The sequence below is a fragment of the Kitasatospora sp. NPDC001664 genome (assembly GCF_053596675.1).
This window is the reverse complement of the sequence record NZ_JBSFGS010000023.1, coordinates 144636-160980: the sequence shown is the minus strand read 5'-3', so window position 1 is coordinate 160980 and position 16345 is coordinate 144636. Positions and strand designations below refer to the sequence as shown.

Sequence of the window (16345 nt, the reverse complement as noted above, 5' to 3'; positions counted from 1 at the left end):
CCGACCCCCGGCCCTACGTCTGGACCAAACCCGCTGACCAGATCCTCGAATCCCTCGCCGGATACATCCGACGGATCAAGGACTCAGGACACTAGCCGTCCGCACACCGGAGGCCCCGCCGTCACGGCGGGGCCTCCGTGCGTTCACCGGGCGGGTGAGGCGCCGTCAGAAGAGCAGACGGGCCTCGCGGTGGGTGTGGGACTCGATGCCGGAGGCGGCCTTGAGGATGAGCTCGTGGGCCAGGTTGGAGCAGGCGCGGGCCGCGGCCAGCTCCTCTCCGACGGTGGAGTCGGGGGCGTCGTCCGGGTTGCGACGGGCGATGCCGAGGCCGCGGACGCCGGGGGCGCTGAAGCCCTCCAGTGAGGCGGTGCAGGTGGTGCGGTTCTCGTCCTCCTCGAAGACGAGGGCGACGTTCCACTGGTTTCGCATGGTCGATCACCTCATTCCGGGTGGATCGTTCAAGGCCCAGCCTCCGCCTGTGCACGGCCGATTTCAAGGCGGGCGGGAGGCGGGTCGGACCGGATCCGCGACCCGTGCGCCGAAGCCTTGTTACCGCCGGGTCACTTGTCTATCATCGCGACTGTGACAGCCCCACTGTCAAAGACGAGAGGACGGCTGTGGACGGTTCGACCAACCGGGGACCACTCGCCGGGGTGCGGGTGGTGGAGTTGGCCGGCATCGGGCCCGGCCCGTTCGCCGCGATGCTGCTCGCCGACCTCGGGGCGGACGTGGTCCGGGTGGACCGCCCGGGTCCGTCCCCGCTCGGCCCCGCCCCCGAGCACGACCTGACCAACCGGAACAAGCGCTCGGTCCTCGTGGACCTCAAGGCCCCCGAGGGCCCGGGTCAGGTGCTCGACCTGGTCGAGCGCGCCCACCTGCTGATCGAGGGCTACCGCCCGGGCGTCGCCGAGCGCCTCGGTGTCGGCCCGGAGGCCTGCCTGGCCCGCAACCCCGCACTGGTCTACGGCCGGATGACCGGCTGGGGCCAGGGCGGTCCGCTCGCCCAGCGGGCCGGGCACGACCTCGGCTACACCGCCACCGCCGGGGTGCTCGGCCTGGCCGGCCCGGCGGACGGCCCGCCCGCCTGGGCGGCCAACCTGCTCGGCGACTACGCGGGCGGCTCGCTCTACCTGGTGGTCGGCCTGCTGGCCGGCCTGCGGCACGCCGAACTCACCGGCGCCGGCCAGGTGGTGGACGCCGCCATCGTGGACGGCGCCGCACACCTGACCACCATGCTCTGGGGCCTGCTGGGCGCCGGGCTCTGGCAGGACGGACGCGGCGTCAACCTGCTGGACGGCGGCGCCCCGTGCTACGCCACCTACCGCACCTCGGACGGCCGGTACATGGCGGTCGGCGCACTGGAGCCCCAGTTCTGGGCCGAGTTCACCCGGCTGCTGGAGCTCCCCGCCGACGCCCCCGGTCAGTACGACCTGCCGCGCTGGCCCGAGCTGCGGGCGGCCGTCGCGGCCCGGTTCGCCACCCGCACCCAGGCCGAGTGGACCGAGCTCTTCGAGGGCACGGACGCCTGCACCTCCCCGGTGCTGACGCTCGGTCAGTCCGCCGTCCACCCGCACCTGGTGGCCCGGGGCACCTACCTCACCGGGGGCGGCGTCATCCAGCCCGCCCCGGCGCCCCGGTTCTCCGCCACCCCCGGCTCGGTGCACCGACCGCCGGCCCTCCCCGGCGCGCACACCGAGCAGGTGGCGCGCGACTGGGACGTCAAGAGCCTTCACACCCCCTCCAGTTGAGAGCAGGAGCCGTGCAGCGCGAGATCTACACCGAGGAGCACGAGGCGTTCCGCGAGACCGTCCGGGCCTTCCTGGCCAAGGAGGTGCTGCCGCACCACGACCGCTGGGAGAAGGACGGCATCGTCGACCGCTCGGCCTGGCTGGCCGCCGGGCGGCAGGGCCTGCTCGGCCTGGCCGTCGAGGAGGAGTACGGCGGGGGCGGCGAGGGCGACTTCCGCTACCCGGCCGTGCTGGCCGAGGAGTTCGTCCGGGCCGGGGCCAGCGGCCTGGCGATCGGTCTGCACAACGACATCATCGGCCCCTACCTCAGCCAGCTGGCCACCGAGGAGCAGAAGCGCCGCTGGCTGCCCGGCTTCTGCTCCGGCGAGCTGATCACCGCCATCGCGATGACCGAGCCCGGCACCGGCTCCGACCTCCAGGGCATCACCACCCGGGCCGAGGACAAGGGCGACCACTACCTGCTGAACGGCGCCAAGACCTTCATCTCCAACGGCATCCTGGCCGACCTCGTGGTGGTGGTCGCCAAGACCACCGAGGAGGGCGGAGCGCACGGCCTCAGCCTGCTGGTGGTCGAGCGCGGGATGCCCGGCTTCGAGCGCGGCCGCAACCTCGACAAGATCGGCCAGAAGGCCCAGGACACCGCCGAGCTGTTCTTCCAGGACGTCCGCGTCCCCAAGGAGAACCTGCTCGGCGAGGTCGACCAGGGCTTCTACTACCTGATGCGCAACCTCGCCCAGGAACGCCTGGCCATCGCGGTGGCCGCGATCGCCGGGGCCGAGCACCTGGTCGAGCTCACCACCGAGTACGTCAAGCAGCGCACCGCCTTCGGGCGCCCGCTGGCCAAGCTCCAGCACGTCCGCTTCGAGATCGCCGAGCTGGCCACCGAGTGCGCCGTCACCCGGACCTTCGTGGACCGCTGCATCACCGAGCACAACCGCTGGGCGCTCACCCCGGTGGACGCCTCGATGGCCAAGTGGTGGGCCACCGAACTGCAGAAGCGCACCGCCGACCGCTGCCTCCAACTGCACGGCGGGTACGGCTACATGACGGAGTACCCGGTCGCCAAGGCGTTCACCGACGGCCGGATCCAGACCATCTACGGCGGCACGACCGAGATCATGAAAGAGATCATCGGCCGCTCCATCCTCGGCTGAAAGGCACCCACACCGTGACCACCGAAGCGTACGTCTACGAGGCGATCCGCACTCCGCGCGGCCGGGGCAAGGCCAACGGTTCGCTGCACGCCACCAAGCCGATCGACCTGGTGGTCGGCCTGATCCACGAGATCCAGCGCCGCCTGCCCGGCCTGGACCCGGCCGCGATCGACGACATCGTGCTCGGCGTGGTCAGCCCGATCGGCGACCAGGGCTCCGACATCGCCCGGGTGGCCGCCATCGCGGCCGGCCTGCCGGACACCGTGGCCGGCGTGCAGGAGAACCGCTTCTGCGCCTCCGGCCTGGAGGCCGTCAACCAGGCCGCGGCCAAGGTCCGTTCGGGCTGGGAGGACCTCATCCTGGCCGGCGGCGTGGAGTCGATGAGCCGGGTCAAGATGGGCTCCGACGGCGGTGCCTGGTTCGCCGACCCGATGACCGCCTACGAGACCTCCTTCATCCCGCAGGGCATCGGCGCCGACCTGATCGCCACCATCGAGGGCTTCTCCCGCGCCGACGTGGACGCCTTCGCCGCCGAGTCCCAGGCCCGCGCCGCCAAGGCCCAGGCCGACGGCCTGTTCGACCGCTCGGTGGTGCCGGTGCGCGACCGCAACGGCCTGGTCGTGCTGGAGCGCGACGAGTTCATCCGCCCGGGGACGACGGTGGAGACCCTGGCCGGCCTCAAGCCCTCCTTCGCCGCCATCGGCGAGATGGGCGGCTTCGACGCCGTCGCGCTGCAGAAGTACCACTGGGTCGAGGCCATCGACCACGTCCACCACGCGGGCAACTCCTCCGGCATCGTGGACGGCGCGGCGCTGGTCGCGATCGGGTCGCGCGAGGTCGGCGAGCGGTACGGGCTGCGCCCGCGCGGGCGGATCGTCTCCGCCGCCGTCTCCGGCTCCGAGCCCACCATCATGCTCACCGGCCCCGCCCCGGCCACCCGCAAGGCACTGGCGAAGGCCGGACTGACCGCCGCCGACATCGACCTGGTGGAGATCAACGAGGCCTTCGCCGCCGTCGCCCTGCGCTTCGTGCGCGAGCTCGGCTTCCGGCCGGACCAGGTGAACGTCAACGGCGGCTCCATCGCCCTCGGCCACCCGCTGGGCGCCACCGGCGCGATGCTGATCGGCACGGTGCTGGACGAGCTGGAGCGCCGCGAGCAGCGCTACGGCCTGGTGACCCTGTGCGTCGGCGGCGGGATGGGCATCGCCACCGTCATCGAGCGCATCTGACCACCCGACACTTCTGGAGACCTCAGTCATGACTTCCGTCACCCCCATCCGCTGGGAGCAGGACCAGGCCGGTGTGGTCACCCTGGTGCTCGACGACCCGGACCAGTCCGCCAACACCATGAACGCCGCCTTCACCGCCGCGTTCGAGGAGACCGTCCAGCGCCTCAAGGACTTCGACGGCCTCCGTGGTGTCATCATCACCTCGGCCAAGAAGACCTTCTTCGCCGGCGGCGACCTGCGCCTCATCTCCGCGGCCCAACCCGCCGACGCCCAGCGGGTGTTCGACAACTCGATGCGGATCAAGCGCTCGCTGCGCACCCTGGAGACGCTCGGCCGGCCGGTGGTCGCGGCCATCAACGGCGCGGCCCTCGGCGGCGGCCTGGAGCTGGCCCTGGCCTGCCACCACCGGATCGCGCTGGACGCGCCCGGCAGCAAGATCGGCCTGCCCGAGGTGACGCTGGGCCTGCTGCCCGGCGGCGGCGGGGTGGTCCGCACGGTCCGGATGTTCGGCATCACCGACGCGCTGCTGAAGGTGCTGCTGCAGGGCCGCCAGTACCGCCCGGCGCAGGCGCTGGAGATCGGCCTGGTCGACGAACTCGTTTCCGACGCGGACGAGTTGCTCGTCAGGGCGCGCGCCTGGGTGGAGGCCAACGAGACCGCGGTTCAGCCCTGGGACGTCAAGGGCTACAAGATCCCCGGCGGCACCCCCGCCACCCCCGCCTTCGCCGCCAACCTGCCCGCCTTCCCGGCCAACCTGCGCAAGCAGATCAACGGCGCCCCCTACCCGGCCCCGCGCAACGTGCTCGCGGCCGCCGTGGAGAGCGCCCAGGTGGACGTGGACAACGCCTTCGTGATCGAGGCCCGGTACTTCACCGAGCTGGCCTGCGGGCAGACCTCGAAGAACATGATCAAGGCGCTGTTCTTCGACATGCAGGCCGTCAACTCCGGTGCCAGCCGCCCGGCTTCGCCGGCCAAGCGGAAGGCCGAGCGGGTCGCGGTGCTCGGCGCCGGGATGATGGGCGCGGGGATCGCCTACTCCTGCGCCAAGGCCGGCCTCACGGTCTTCCTCAAGGACGTCACGCTGGAGGCCGCCGAGCGCGGGAAGGACTACTCCGCCGGGCTGCTGGAGAAGCAGGTGGCCCGCGGCCGGATGACCGCAGAGGAGCGGGACGCCTTCCTGGACCGGATCACCCCCACCGCCGAGGCGGCCGATCTGGCCGGCTGCGACACCGTGATCGAGGCGGTCTTCGAGAACACCGAGCTCAAGCACAAGGTGTTCCAGGAGGTCCAGGGCGTGGTCGCGCCCGACGCGCTGCTCTGCTCCAACACCTCCACCCTGCCGATCGGCCTGCTGGCGGAGGGCGTGGAGCGCCCGGCCGACTTCATCGGCCTGCACTTCTTCTCGCCGGTCGACAAGATGCCGCTGGTCGAGATCATCCGAGGCCCGCAGACCGGCGACGAGGCACTGGCGGCCGCGTTCGACCTGGTGCAGCAGATCAAGAAGACCCCGATCGTGGTGAACGACTCCCGCGGCTTCTTCACCTCCCGGGTGATCGGACAGTTCATCAGCGAGGGCGTGGCGATGGTCGGCGAGGGCCTGGAGCCCGCCTCCATCGAGCAGGCCGCCGCCCAGGCCGGCTACCCCGCGAAGGTCCTCTCGCTGCTCGACGAGCTGACCCTCACCCTGCCGCGCAAGATCCGCGACGAGGCCCGCCGCGCCGTCGAGGAGGCCGGCGGAGTCTGGCCCGGCCACCCCTCCGACGAGGTCTTCGACCGGATGGTCACCGAGTTCGACCGCCCCGGCCGCAGCGGCGGAGCCGGCTTCTACGAGTACGAGGACGGCAAGCGCACCCGCCTCTGGCCGGGCCTGCGCGAGCACTTCACCCGCCCCGGCGCGGAGATCCCGTTCCGCGACATGCAGGAGCGGATGCTCTTCTCCGAGGCGATCGACTCGGTCCGCTGCCTGGAGGAGGACGTCCTCACCACGGTGCCGGACGCCAACGTCGGCTCCATCCTCGGCATCGGCTTCCCGGCCTGGACGGGCGGCGTGCTCCAGTACATCAACGGCTACGAGGGCGGCGTCGGCGGGTTCGCCGCCCGCGCCCGGGAGTTGGCGGCCGCGTACGGGCCGCGGTTCGAGCCGCCGGCGCTGCTGGACGAGATGGCGGCCGAGGGCCGCACCTTCTGACGCCTCGCCGGGAGTGCCCTCGGGGCCCGGCCGGTGACCACCTCGGTCACCGGCCGGGCCCCGTCAAGGCGACAGCCCCTCGGCCTCGCGCAGGGCGCTGGGGCTGCTGCCGGACCACCTCCTGACCGCGCGGCGCAGGGCGCGGGCGTCGGCGTAGCCGGTGCGGGCGGCGATCGCCTCGGTGCTCAACTCCGTGCCCCGCAGCAGCTCCAGGGCCCGGGTGCGGCGGACGGCCTGCAGCTCCTCCCGCCAGGTGGTGCCGTGCTCGTCCAGGCGGCGCTGGAGGGTGCGCGGGCCGATCGCCAGCCGCTGCGCCACCGCGGTGAGGGTCGGTCCGCCCTCCCGCTCCGCCGCCGCGAGGGCGATCCGGAACAGGTCCAGCCAGCTGTGCAGCGGGACGGCGGTGGCGACGCTCTGCTCCGCGTGCGCCCGCAGGACGGCCGAAAGCCCCGGCTGGGCAAGGGGGTTGGCGGCCCTGATGTCGGCGGCGGCGAAGGTGACGGAGGAGATCGGGGCGTCGAACTCGACCGGCGCCCCGCCGTAGAGCTCGCGCAGCGCGCGGTGCCGCCGGGGAGCACGGGCCGCCAACGCCACCCGGACGGGGACCAGGTCCTGCCGGGTGGCCTCGGAGAGCCGCCGGCGGAACAGCCCCATCGCGAACGAGCGGATCGCGGCGGCGGTCTCGTCGGTCAGGTCCGCCTCGTTGGCGTGGCTGACGACGACCTCCCCGTCCTCCTCGGCGATCCGGACCTCCTCCGTTCCGGCGTCGGCGATGGCGGCCAGGTGCGCGGAGGCGTCCCGCAGGCCGTCGAGCGGGGTGGCCGCGGAGGTCAGCAGGTAGTCCCAGACGCCGAAGGCCCCGAGCGAGGACTGCCGCGTCATCGCCAGGGCCACCTCGGTCCAGTGGACCTGAGTGACCATCAGCTGCCAGATCCGGATGTTGGTGGCGGCCGGCGTCCGGTAGCGGTCGTCGGTGAGGTGCTCAGGCGCCATGCCGAGCAGGCGGCCGTACTGCTCCCGCTCCACGCCCAGCAGTTCGGCGCAGCCGGCGTTCACCCGGGTGAACGCCGAGGGGGTGGTCCCTTCGTGCGGCTGTGACGGCGGCTGTGACGGCATGGGAGCCGAGCATAGCCAGCCGGTGCCTGTCGCACAGGGTCCGGTGCCTGACGCCTTCGGTCCTCGGTTCCACCGCCGCGATCATCTAGCGTCGGGACGGGAGGCCCCCCAGCCGCCCGCCATGAGAGGCCCTCCTCCCGGCCCCGACCCCCACCGGGCCCGGAGGGAGGGCCCTTCTCGTCCTGCCTCGGCTACCCCCGGTCGTGTTCGGCGCGGGCCCGGAGGACCTCGGGCATGTGCTGGTCGGCCCAGGCCTTGAGGGTGTGGAGGACGGGGAGCAGGGTCTCGCCGAGCGGGGTGAGCGCGTAGTCGACCCGGGCCGGGACGGTGGGGGTGACGGCGCGGGTCACCAGGCCGTCGCGTTCGAGGTGGCGGAGGGTCTGGGTGAGCATCTTCTCGCTGATCCCGGCCAGTCGGGCCCGGAGTTCGGAGTAGCGCAGCGGGCCGTCCGCGAGGGCGTTGACGGTCAGGCTGACCCACTTGTCGCCGATCCGCTCCAGCAGGTGGCGGGCCGGGCAGTCGGCCAAGTAGGCGTCGTAGCGGGCCCGTTCGGCGGCGCGGCGCTGGGCGGCGGTCATGGTGGGCACTGGCTCTCCTCCCGGTGCGGTACGCACCTCGGGGTGCGTCCTTACCGGGGGAGCGTAACGGCCCGTAGCGTCGGCGGCAGTTGGCGATCAGTCCGTGGAGGGGAGCAGTGATGCGTGCCGTCGTCGTCCGTACTTTCGGAGGTCCCGAGCAGGTGGGCGTGGAGGAGGTGGAGCCGCCCGAGCCCGGGGCGGGGCAGGTGCGGATCCGGGTGGAGGCCGCCGCCGTGAACCCGGTGGACGCGGTGACCAGGGCCGGAGTCCTGACGGGGGCCGGGCTGGTGGCGGAGCGGGAGGTGACCGGCATCGGCTGGGACGTCGCGGGTGTGGTGGAGCAACTGGGCGAGGGCGTGGCGGGGTTCGGGCTCGGCGACCGGGTGATCGGGTTGCGGGACCGGCTGGACGTCCCGCTCGGCACCCACGCCGATCAGGTGGTGCTGGACGCGACGGCCGTGGCCGCGGCACCGGACGGGGTGCCGGTGGTCGAGGCGGCGGCTCTGCCGCTCAACGGCCTGACGGCCGATCAGGCCCTCGACCTGCTCGGCCTGCCGGCCGGGGCGACGCTGCTGGTCACCGGTGCGGCGGGCGGGGTGGGCGGGCTCGCCGTCCAACTGGCCGCGCTGCGCGGGCTGCGGGTGGTGGCTCAGGGCGCGGAGGCGGACCGGGAGGCGCTGCTCGGGCTGGGCGCGGAGTGGTTCGTGCCCCGGGGCGGTGGCGAACTCGCCGAGCAGGTACGGGCCTTGGTGCCCGGCGGGGTGGACGGGGCGTTGGACGCCGCACTGCTCGGGGTGGAGGCCCTCGGGGCGGTCCGCAACCGGGGTGCCTTCGTCGCCCTCTCGGCCGGCCGCGCCCCGGTCGCCCTGCGCGGCATCAGGGTCGCCCAGGTCTGGGTGGCCGCCGACGGCGAGGCCTTGGCCCGGCTGAGCACCCTGGCCGCCGACGGCCGCCTCGTCCTGCGGGTCGGTGCCGTCCTCCCGCTCGGCGAGGCCGCCCGGGCCCATGAGCTGTTGGCCCGCCCGGGCCGGAGGGGTGCCGTGGTGTTGGTGCGATGACTCCTCGCCGGGCGCGGACGGGGCTCGGGGGAGTCGGCATGCCGTCCGGGCAGCGCTGCAAGCGCATTCGACGTGCCCGTGCGGTCACGTACGCGCGGCTCAGGGCTCGCGGCGGGTGAGCTCCTCGGCCAGGGAGCGCTGGAAGGCCGTCACCAGGGCCTGGACGACCATGGGTTGGATCCGTTCGGTCAGGCCCTTCATCCGCTCCAGGTCCTCCTCGCTGGGCTCGCTCTCCCGGTACGGGCGCCAGACCGTGTCGCGGAACAGGCGGTGCAGGTCGTGCGCGGTGGCCTGGCTGTGCAGGCGGACCACGGCGCGTGCCGCCAGCAGGGTCTCCAGCGGGATGGGGACGTCCAGGACGCGGACGCCGAGCGGGAGCATGCCGGGCTCGATCTTGAAGAGCTCCGGGTCCTCGGTGCGGTGCACCGCGCCCATCGCGGCGAGCCGGTCGACGTCCTCCTCGGAGAGCTCCCGGCCGACCCGGCGTCCCAGCTGCTCCCTGGTCGCCTCCTCGGCCACCTCGGGGGTCCAGGAGGCGACCAGACCGCGGTGGAAGGCCAGGTCCAAGGAGCTGATGTCCTCGGGGAGTTGGGACAGGTAGCGCTCGATCGCGGCCAGTGTCAGGCCCTGCCGCTGGAGCTCCTCGATCAGCTCCAGCCGGCCCAGGTGCTCGGCCCCGTACCACCCGACCCGGCGCGGTCCCAGCTCCGGCGGGGGCAGCAGCCCCTTGGTGCTGTAGAAGCGCAGTGTCCGCACCGTCACCCCGGCCCGCGCCGCCAACTCGTCGACGGTCATCTGCGACGGCGCCGGCGCTGCCATGGTGGGCCTCCTGCTCGGATCGGGACGCGGCACTACCGCTGTGACAGCAGTAGTGTCCCATCCGGGGCGGGCCGGTGCCGAGAAGCGGGGTTCAGCTTTCGGCGTGCGGGGTGATCAGGCCGGTCTCGTAGGCGAGGACGACGGCCTGGACGCGGTCGCGCAGGCCGAGCTTGGTGAGGATGCGGCCGACGTGGGTCTTCACGGTGGTGGGGCTGAGGACCAGGCGGTCGGCGAGCTCGGCGTTGCTGAGGCCGGTGGCGAGCAGGCGCAGGACCTCGAGCTCACGGGGCGTCAGGTCGGCGAGGGCGCGGTGCGGTGGGGGCGGGGGAGAGGGGGAGGAGGGCGGCTCCGGGCGGGCGAAGCGTTCGACCAGGCGGCGGGTGATGGCGGGGGCCAGCAGGGCGTCGCCGGTGCGCACCAGGCGGACGGCGGCGACCAGGTGCTCGGGGGTGACGTCCTTGAGCAGGAAGCCGCTGGCGCCGAGGGTGAGCGCCGCGTAGACGTAGTGGTCGAGGTCGTAGGTGGTGAGGATGAGCACCTTGGGGCCGCCGGCCTGTCCGGCGATCCGGCGGGTGGCCTCGATGCCGTCCATCACGGGCATCCGGACGTCCATCAGGACCACGTCCGGCCGGGTGCGCAGGACGGCCGACACCGCCTCGGCCCCGTTGGCGGCCTCGGCCACCACCTCGATGCCGTCGGCGGCCAGGATCATGCCGAAGCCGGTCCGCACCAGCGCCTGGTCGTCCGCCAGGACGACCCGCAGCGGGGCCGCGCTCATCCGGTCCGCCAGGGCAGCCGCGCGGTGATCCGGTAGCCGCCGGCCAGGGTCGGCCCGGCGGTCAGTTCGCCGCCGCAGACGGCGAGCCGCTCCCGCAGGCCGATCAGACCGCGCCCGCCGCCGGTGCTGACGGGCATGCGGGCCCCGGCGGGGCCGGTGTCGGTGGCCTCGATCGCCAGCCACTCCCCGGAGGTCTCCAGGGTGATCCTGGCCCGGGCCCCCGGGGCGTGCTTCAGGGTGTTGGTCAGGGCCTCCTGCACCACCCGGTACACCGTCAGCTCCACGATCGGCGCCAGCGGTTCGGCGGGCAGCGCCACGCTGGTCTCCACCGGGAGCCCGGCCGCCACCACCCGCTCCACCAGCGCGTCGAGCTGCCCCAGCCCGGGCTGGGGCTCCAGGCCTTCGGCCCGTTCGTGCTCGGGGGCGGCCAACAGGCCCATCACCTGCCGGAGTTCGGCCAGCGCCGCCCGTCCGCCGGACTCCACCGCGAGCAGCGCCTCGCGGGCCTGCTCGGGCGCGGTGCCCAGCACGGTGCGGGCCGCGCCCGCCTGGATCACCATCACGCTGACATTGTGGGTCACCACGTCGTGCAGCTCGGCCGCGATCCGGGCGCGCTCCTCGGCGACCGCCCGCCGGGTCTCCTCCCGCTGGGCCAGCCGCAGCTCCTCCATCCGTTCCCGCCCGGCCGCCAGCCGCCGCTGCCAGAACCGCACCAGGGAGGCCGAGACCCCCGCCGCCAGCAGCACCACCGCCGGGCTCGACCACCCCGGCAGCACCGGTCGCGCGTCCCGCAGCACCACCCCCGCCACCACCGCCCCGGCCAGCAGCGCCGCGACGGCCGGAACCCGGTGGCGGCTGTGCCGGACGGCGCCGTAGGCGGCCAGCACGCAGCAGAGCACGTTGATCCAGGAGGCCCGGTCGCCGAGGGCCAGCAGGGCGGCCAGCACCAGGGCGAAGACCGCCAACGGCCACCGCCGACGGAGCGCCAGCGGCAGCGCGGAGAGCGGCACCAGCAGCCAGAGCGCGGCGGCTGACGGCCCGTCGGGCCCCGCCGTCTCCGGCACGGCGCCCAGCGGGAGGTCCGGCGGGGCCGGGACGGTGAAGACCTGCTGCGGGCCGATCCGGATCGGCCCGTCGCCCGGGTACCGCACCGCGACCACCAGGGCCGTGACGGTCAGCACCACCGCGAGCAGCACGTCGGCCCACCGGGCCAGGCGCGACGGCGGGGCCGGCGGACGGCCTTCCGCCCGCAGCGCCTCCCGCACCTGGTGACGCCATCCGCGTCGTTCCCGCTCCCGCACCGGGTCATTGTGCGGGCCGGGTGGCCCCGGGCGCGTCCACCCTGACGACGACCCCGCCCTCCGCGAGGCGTACGCCGCGGGAAGGACCCGCGGCCGGGATCGTCCGCCGGGAGGGCCGGAGGTCGGCGTGACGGCCGACGCGCCGCCCGCACCCCCGGGCCTAGGTTCACCCCGTTCCCCGAACCGAGACCCCTCACCGGAGGACCACCGTGTCCCATGTGATCGAACTGGCCGGCGTCGTCCGGCGCCACGGCACCACCACCGCGCTCGGCCCGCTCGACCTCACCGTCGCCGAGGGCGAGGCGCTGGCCGTGACCGGGCCCTCCGGCAGCGGCAAGTCCACCCTGCTCAACCTGGTGGCCGGGCTGGACCGCCCGACCGACGGCAGCGTCACCGTCGCCGGGACCAGGCTGGACGGGCTCGGCGAGCACGCCCTGGCCCGCTTCCGCCGGGAACGGATCGGCATGGTCTTCCAGTTCTTCAACCTGCTGGACGACCTCACCGTGGCCGACAACATCCTGCTCCCGGCCCAGCTGCGCGGCGCCGGACGGCGCACCGCCGCCGCCCGTGCCGAGGAGCTGATGGAGCAGCTCGGCATCGCCCGGCACGCCCGGGCCCACCCCGGACAGCTCTCCGGCGGCGAACGCCAACGCGTCGCGGTGGCCCGGGCCTTGGTGAACCGCCCGGCCCTGCTGCTGGCGGACGAGCCGACCGGAGCCCTGGACAGCGCCGCCGGGGAGCAGGTGCGCGAGCTGCTCACCGAGCTGCACCGCGGCGGCCAGACGGTGGTGCTGGTCACCCACGACCTGGAGCTCGCCCGGGCCTGCGCCACCCGCACGGTGGTGCTGATCGACGGTCAACTCGCCCAGGACGGTCAACTCGCGCGGCACTCCCGGACGGAGGCCGGCCGATGAGGATCCGCTTCGCCGGGGCCCTCGGCTCCGTGGTGCGCGCCGGGGTGGCCCGACGGAGGGTGCAGAGCCTGGTGGTGGCGCTGGCCGCGCTGTTCGCGGTCGCCTCCTCCGTGGTGGCCGGGGCGCTGCTGGTCGCCGTCGACGCCCCGTTCGACCGCGCCTTCGCCCGCGGGCACGGGGCCCACCTGACCGTCCAGCTGGACCCGGCCAAGGCGGACCGGGCCCAACTCGAAGCCGCCGCACGGGCCGTGGGCGTCACCGAGACCGCCGGCCCGTACCGGGCGCTGGGCCTCCAGCTGACCGACCCCGAGGGCCGCCGCCTGCCGGCCCTCAGCACCGTGGGCCGCGCGGGCCCCGGCGGCGCCGTCGACAGGCTCGAACTCGGCAGCGGCCGCTGGGCAACCGCGCCCGGAGAACTGGTGCTCTCCCGCGCCTTCGCCGGGCCCGGCTTCCCGCTCGGGACGGTGCTGCGCGCCGCGCAGCTCCCGGGATCTCGGGAGTTCACCGTGGTCGGCCTGGCCACCTCGGCCGGCCGCAGCGCCGACGCCTGGGTGACGCCCGGTCAGCTCGACGCCCTGGCCACTCCGGAGCAGCCCGCCACCACCCAGCTGCTCCACCGGCTCGCCGACCCCGACGGCGCGGCCCGCCTCGACGCGGCCCGGCGGACGTACGCCGGGGCGCTGCCCGCCGGCGCGGTGCTGGGATCCGTCTCCTGGCTGGACACCAAGCGGGCCGCGGACCAGGGCGCCGCGCCCACCGTCCCGTTCCTGCTCACCTTCGGCGCGCTCGGCCTGGCCATGGCGGTGATCACCGTGGCCGGAGCGGTGAGCGGCGCGGTCGGCACCGGGCTGCGCCGGATCGGCATCCTCAAGGCGGTCGGCTTCACCCCCGCCGAGGTGGTCCGCGCCTACCTGGCCCAGGCCCTGGTCCCGGCCGGCGCGGGCGTCCTGCTCGGCGTGCCGCTCGGCAACCTGCTGGCCCTGCCGCTGCTCGCCGACACCGAGGAGGCGTACGGTGCGGTCCCGCTCGGCGTGGCCTGGTGGGTGGACGTGCTCGTCCCGGCCACCGCCCTGGCGGTGGTCGCCCTGGCCGCCCTGCTGCCCGCCCTGCGGGCCGGACGGCTGCGCACCGTCGAGGCCATCGCGGTGGGCCGCACCCCGCGGGGCGGCCGCGGCCGCCGGGCCCACCGGCTGGCCGTCCGGCTCCCGCTGCCCCGGGCCGTGACGTACGGACTGGCGCTGCCCTTCGCCCACCCGGTCCGGGCCCTGGCCATGCTGCTCGCGGTCGCCTTCGGCACCCTGACGGCGGTCTTCGCGGTCGGCCTGACGGGCTCCCTCGGCGCGGTCGGCGCCGCCCAGGACCCGGGCGGCCGGGCCCAGGTGACCGTCTTCACCGGCGGCTCCGGCGGGCCCGGCGTCCCGGCCCCCGGCCAGGCCGAACGGCCCGCCGCCGACCCGGCCCGGCTGCGCGCCGCGATCGAGGCCGAGCCCGGCACCGCGGGGTACTACGGCCGGACCTGGGCCGAGATCAGCGTGCCCGGGGTGTCCGGCGCCTCCCGGGCGGTGCTGTACGAAGGGGACTCCCGGCGCGGCGCGCTGGAGCTGATCGACGGTCACTGGCTGGACGGCCCCGGCCAGGTGGTCGCCCCCAGCGGCTTCCTGGCCCGCACCGGCCACCGGATCGGCGACACCGTCCGGGTGGTCCACCGTGGCACCACCAGGGAGCTGCGGATCGTCGGCGAGGGCTTCGAGACGGCGGACGAGGGCATGCACCTGCACGCCCTGCTGGCCGACTTCCCCGCCGCCGGCCCCGGCTCCTACCTGGTCGCCCTGACCGACGGGACGGACCCGGCCGCGTACGCCGCCCGGCTCGGCGCCGTGGTCGGCCCGCTGGGCGGCGAGGCGGTCGCGACGGCGCCGGACGGGCGGGAGGGGCTGGCCCTGGTGCTGACCGCGATGGCGGCGCTGCTCACCCTGCTGCTGGTCGGGGTGGCCGGGCTCGGGGTGCTCAACTCGGTGCTGCTGGACACCCGGGAGCGGGTCCGCGACCTGGGCATCGCCAAGGCCGTCGGCATGACCCCGCGTCAGACCGTGGCCCTGGTGCTCTCCTCGGTCACCCTGATCGGGCTGCTCGGCACCGCGCTCGGGCTCCCGGCCGGAGTCCTGCTGCACGAGGTGGTCGTCCCCGCCATGGGCCACGCCGCGGGCGTCGACCTCCCGAGGTCCGTGCTGGCCGGCCCGGGCCCGGGGCAGCTCGCCCTGCTGGCCCCGGCCGGGCTGCTGATCGCCCTGCTGGGCGCCCTCCTCCCGGCCACCTGGGCGGCCCGCACCACCACCGCGACGGCCCTGCGGACCGAGTGACCCCGGGCCCGGGCCCGGGGCCGTCCGCCCGCTCCGGTACGCTCGCGCAGCCGTTCGACCGCTGGTGGTGGCGGCGGGACCAGGGGGAGCGAAGCAGTGGACACGCCGTCATGTGACCGGCCGGGCAGCCCGCGTGACGGTGCGGTGGAGGAGCCGAACCCCTACGCCGCGCCGTCCTACCCGCCGCCGCCCGGGCTGCCCGGGCAGTTCGAGCGGCCCCGGCGGCGGTTCGGCCCGGGAGCCTGGGCCGCCCTGGTGGTGGCGGTCGCCCTGGTGGCCGTCACCACGGTGGTGGTGGCGACCAAGGGCTCGGAGGCCGTCCGGGAGGTCGGACAGCGCGTCCGCGACGCCGAGAAGCCGTGGGAGCCCGGGGAGTGCTTCCGGGGCGGGAACGACGAGCTGTCGCGCGCCGAGGAGGTGCCCTGCACCGAGCCGCACCGGATGGAGGTGTTCACCGCCTACGACCTGGCCGACCAGGCGTACCCGGGGAGCGAGGAGCTGCGCACCATGGTCCTGGGGCGGTGCCGGCGCGGCCAGTACGGGTACGTGCTCGACCGCATGGCGATCCCGCGCGGGACCAGGATCGGCGCGCTGATGCCGAGCGAGACCCAGTGGAAGCTCGGCGGACGGGGAATGGTCTGCCACTTCACCCACCCGCAGCCGCGGCGGGGCTCGATCACCAAGGGCACGGCCGGCTACTCGCCCGAGCAGTACGACTACCTGGCGGCCGAGCATCCCGTCGACGAGGCGCTGTCCCAGTGGCCGGAGCAGGATCCGTCCCAAGCCCCGCTCCAGTACCGGGAGTTCGCCGCCGACCTGGCCAAGGCGCTGCGGGTGGAGTCGGGCCTGCTGGACGGCGTCCGCTGGAGCGAGGGGCCGAAGCAGCGGCTGGACGCGCTCAAGGCGGAGCTGGAGGCCCAGGCCCGGCAGGCCGACCTGGTGGCGCGGACGGAATCCGTCCAACTGCTCGCCGAGGTCGACAAGTTGCGCGTCCACGGCCAGGCCGACCTGCGCTTCCGCTCGGCCTTGGACCTGCCGGTCGTCCCGCAGGACGCTCCCGACGAGGCCTGACCGGGCCCTCGCCGCGGCCCGGTCGACCCCG

Annotated in this window: 14 protein-coding genes; 8 read left to right on the top strand and 6 right to left on the bottom strand. The window is 74.7% G+C overall.

Annotation, left to right across the window (positions count from 1 at the left end; translation table 11 throughout):
- Positions 1–165 precede the first annotated feature (165 nt).
- Positions 166–429 carry a DUF1876 domain-containing protein gene (locus ACWCYY_RS29010; protein WP_345286607.1) on the bottom strand — a complete coding sequence of 88 codons (264 nt, stop codon included), beginning with the start codon at positions 427–429 and terminating at the stop codon, positions 166–168.
- Between the two features lie 188 nt (positions 430–617).
- Between ACWCYY_RS29010 and ACWCYY_RS29005 the strand changes: the two genes are divergently transcribed.
- Genes ACWCYY_RS29005 through ACWCYY_RS28990 form a run of 4 tightly spaced genes read left to right on the top strand, consistent with a single transcriptional unit; the run spans position 618 to position 6319 of the window.
- Positions 618–1748: a CaiB/BaiF CoA transferase family protein gene (locus ACWCYY_RS29005; RefSeq protein WP_449797719.1), complete on the top strand. Its 1131-nt coding sequence runs from the start codon at positions 618–620 to the stop codon at positions 1746–1748.
- A gap of 11 nt (positions 1749–1759) precedes the next feature.
- On the top strand, positions 1760–2902 hold the full coding sequence (locus ACWCYY_RS29000; protein ID WP_345286611.1) for an acyl-CoA dehydrogenase family protein: 1143 nt from the start codon (positions 1760–1762) through the stop codon (positions 2900–2902).
- Between the two features lie 14 nt (positions 2903–2916).
- Positions 2917–4131: an acetyl-CoA C-acetyltransferase gene (locus ACWCYY_RS28995; protein WP_345286613.1), complete on the top strand. Its 1215-nt coding sequence runs from the start codon at positions 2917–2919 to the stop codon at positions 4129–4131.
- A gap of 28 nt (positions 4132–4159) precedes the next feature.
- Positions 4160–6319, top strand: coding sequence for a 3-hydroxyacyl-CoA dehydrogenase NAD-binding domain-containing protein (locus tag ACWCYY_RS28990; protein WP_449797718.1), 2160 nt, complete (start codon positions 4160–4162; stop codon positions 6317–6319).
- A gap of 63 nt (positions 6320–6382) precedes the next feature.
- Here ACWCYY_RS28990 and ACWCYY_RS28985 read toward each other — a convergent pair whose 3' ends face one another.
- Both ACWCYY_RS28985 and ACWCYY_RS28980 read right to left on the bottom strand, forming a co-directional pair.
- Positions 6383–7435: an AraC family transcriptional regulator ligand-binding domain-containing protein gene (locus ACWCYY_RS28985; RefSeq protein ID WP_449797717.1), complete on the bottom strand. Its 1053-nt coding sequence runs from the start codon at positions 7433–7435 to the stop codon at positions 6383–6385.
- A 191-nt stretch (positions 7436–7626) separates the two neighbouring features.
- A complete protein-coding gene (locus ACWCYY_RS28980; protein ID WP_449797716.1) occupies positions 7627–8022 on the bottom strand; it encodes a winged helix-turn-helix transcriptional regulator in 396 nt (131 codons plus the stop codon).
- Positions 8023–8132: 110 nt separating this feature from the next.
- Between ACWCYY_RS28980 and ACWCYY_RS28975 the strand changes: the two genes are divergently transcribed.
- A complete protein-coding gene (locus tag ACWCYY_RS28975; protein ID WP_449797715.1) occupies positions 8133–9071 on the top strand; it encodes an NADP-dependent oxidoreductase in 939 nt (312 codons plus the stop codon).
- 99 nt (positions 9072–9170) lie between these two features.
- Here ACWCYY_RS28975 and ACWCYY_RS28970 read toward each other — a convergent pair whose 3' ends face one another.
- The 3 genes from ACWCYY_RS28970 to ACWCYY_RS28960 form a co-directional block, all read right to left on the bottom strand.
- Positions 9171–9890, bottom strand: coding sequence for a MerR family transcriptional regulator (locus ACWCYY_RS28970; RefSeq protein WP_345286624.1), 720 nt, complete (start codon positions 9888–9890; stop codon positions 9171–9173).
- A gap of 91 nt (positions 9891–9981) precedes the next feature.
- Positions 9982–10668 (bottom strand): response regulator, encoded by a 687-nt coding sequence (locus ACWCYY_RS28965; protein WP_449797714.1) that lies wholly within the window; start codon positions 10666–10668, stop codon positions 9982–9984.
- Positions 10665–11969: a sensor histidine kinase gene (locus ACWCYY_RS28960; RefSeq protein ID WP_345286628.1), complete on the bottom strand. Its 1305-nt coding sequence runs from the start codon at positions 11967–11969 to the stop codon at positions 10665–10667. Before ACWCYY_RS28960 ends, ACWCYY_RS28965 begins: the two co-directional genes overlap by 4 nt.
- A gap of 209 nt (positions 11970–12178) precedes the next feature.
- Here ACWCYY_RS28960 and ACWCYY_RS28955 point away from each other — a divergent pair, with 209 nt between their 5' ends.
- The 3 genes from ACWCYY_RS28955 to ACWCYY_RS28945 all read left to right on the top strand — a co-directional run bounded on the left by ACWCYY_RS28955 (position 12179) and on the right by ACWCYY_RS28945 (position 16314).
- Positions 12179–12883 carry an ABC transporter ATP-binding protein gene (locus ACWCYY_RS28955; RefSeq protein ID WP_345286630.1) on the top strand — a complete coding sequence of 235 codons (705 nt, stop codon included), beginning with the start codon at positions 12179–12181 and terminating at the stop codon, positions 12881–12883.
- On the top strand, positions 12880–15243 hold the full coding sequence (locus tag ACWCYY_RS28950; protein ID WP_449797713.1) for an FtsX-like permease family protein: 2364 nt from the start codon (positions 12880–12882) through the stop codon (positions 15241–15243). Before ACWCYY_RS28955 ends, ACWCYY_RS28950 begins: the two co-directional genes overlap by 4 nt.
- Positions 15244–15339: 96 nt before the next feature.
- The gene (locus ACWCYY_RS28945; RefSeq protein WP_449797712.1) at positions 15340–16314 is read left to right on the top strand and encodes a septum formation family protein; all 975 of its coding nucleotides are present in this window, start codon (positions 15340–15342) and stop codon (positions 16312–16314) included.
- Positions 16315–16345: the final 31 nt, after the last annotated feature.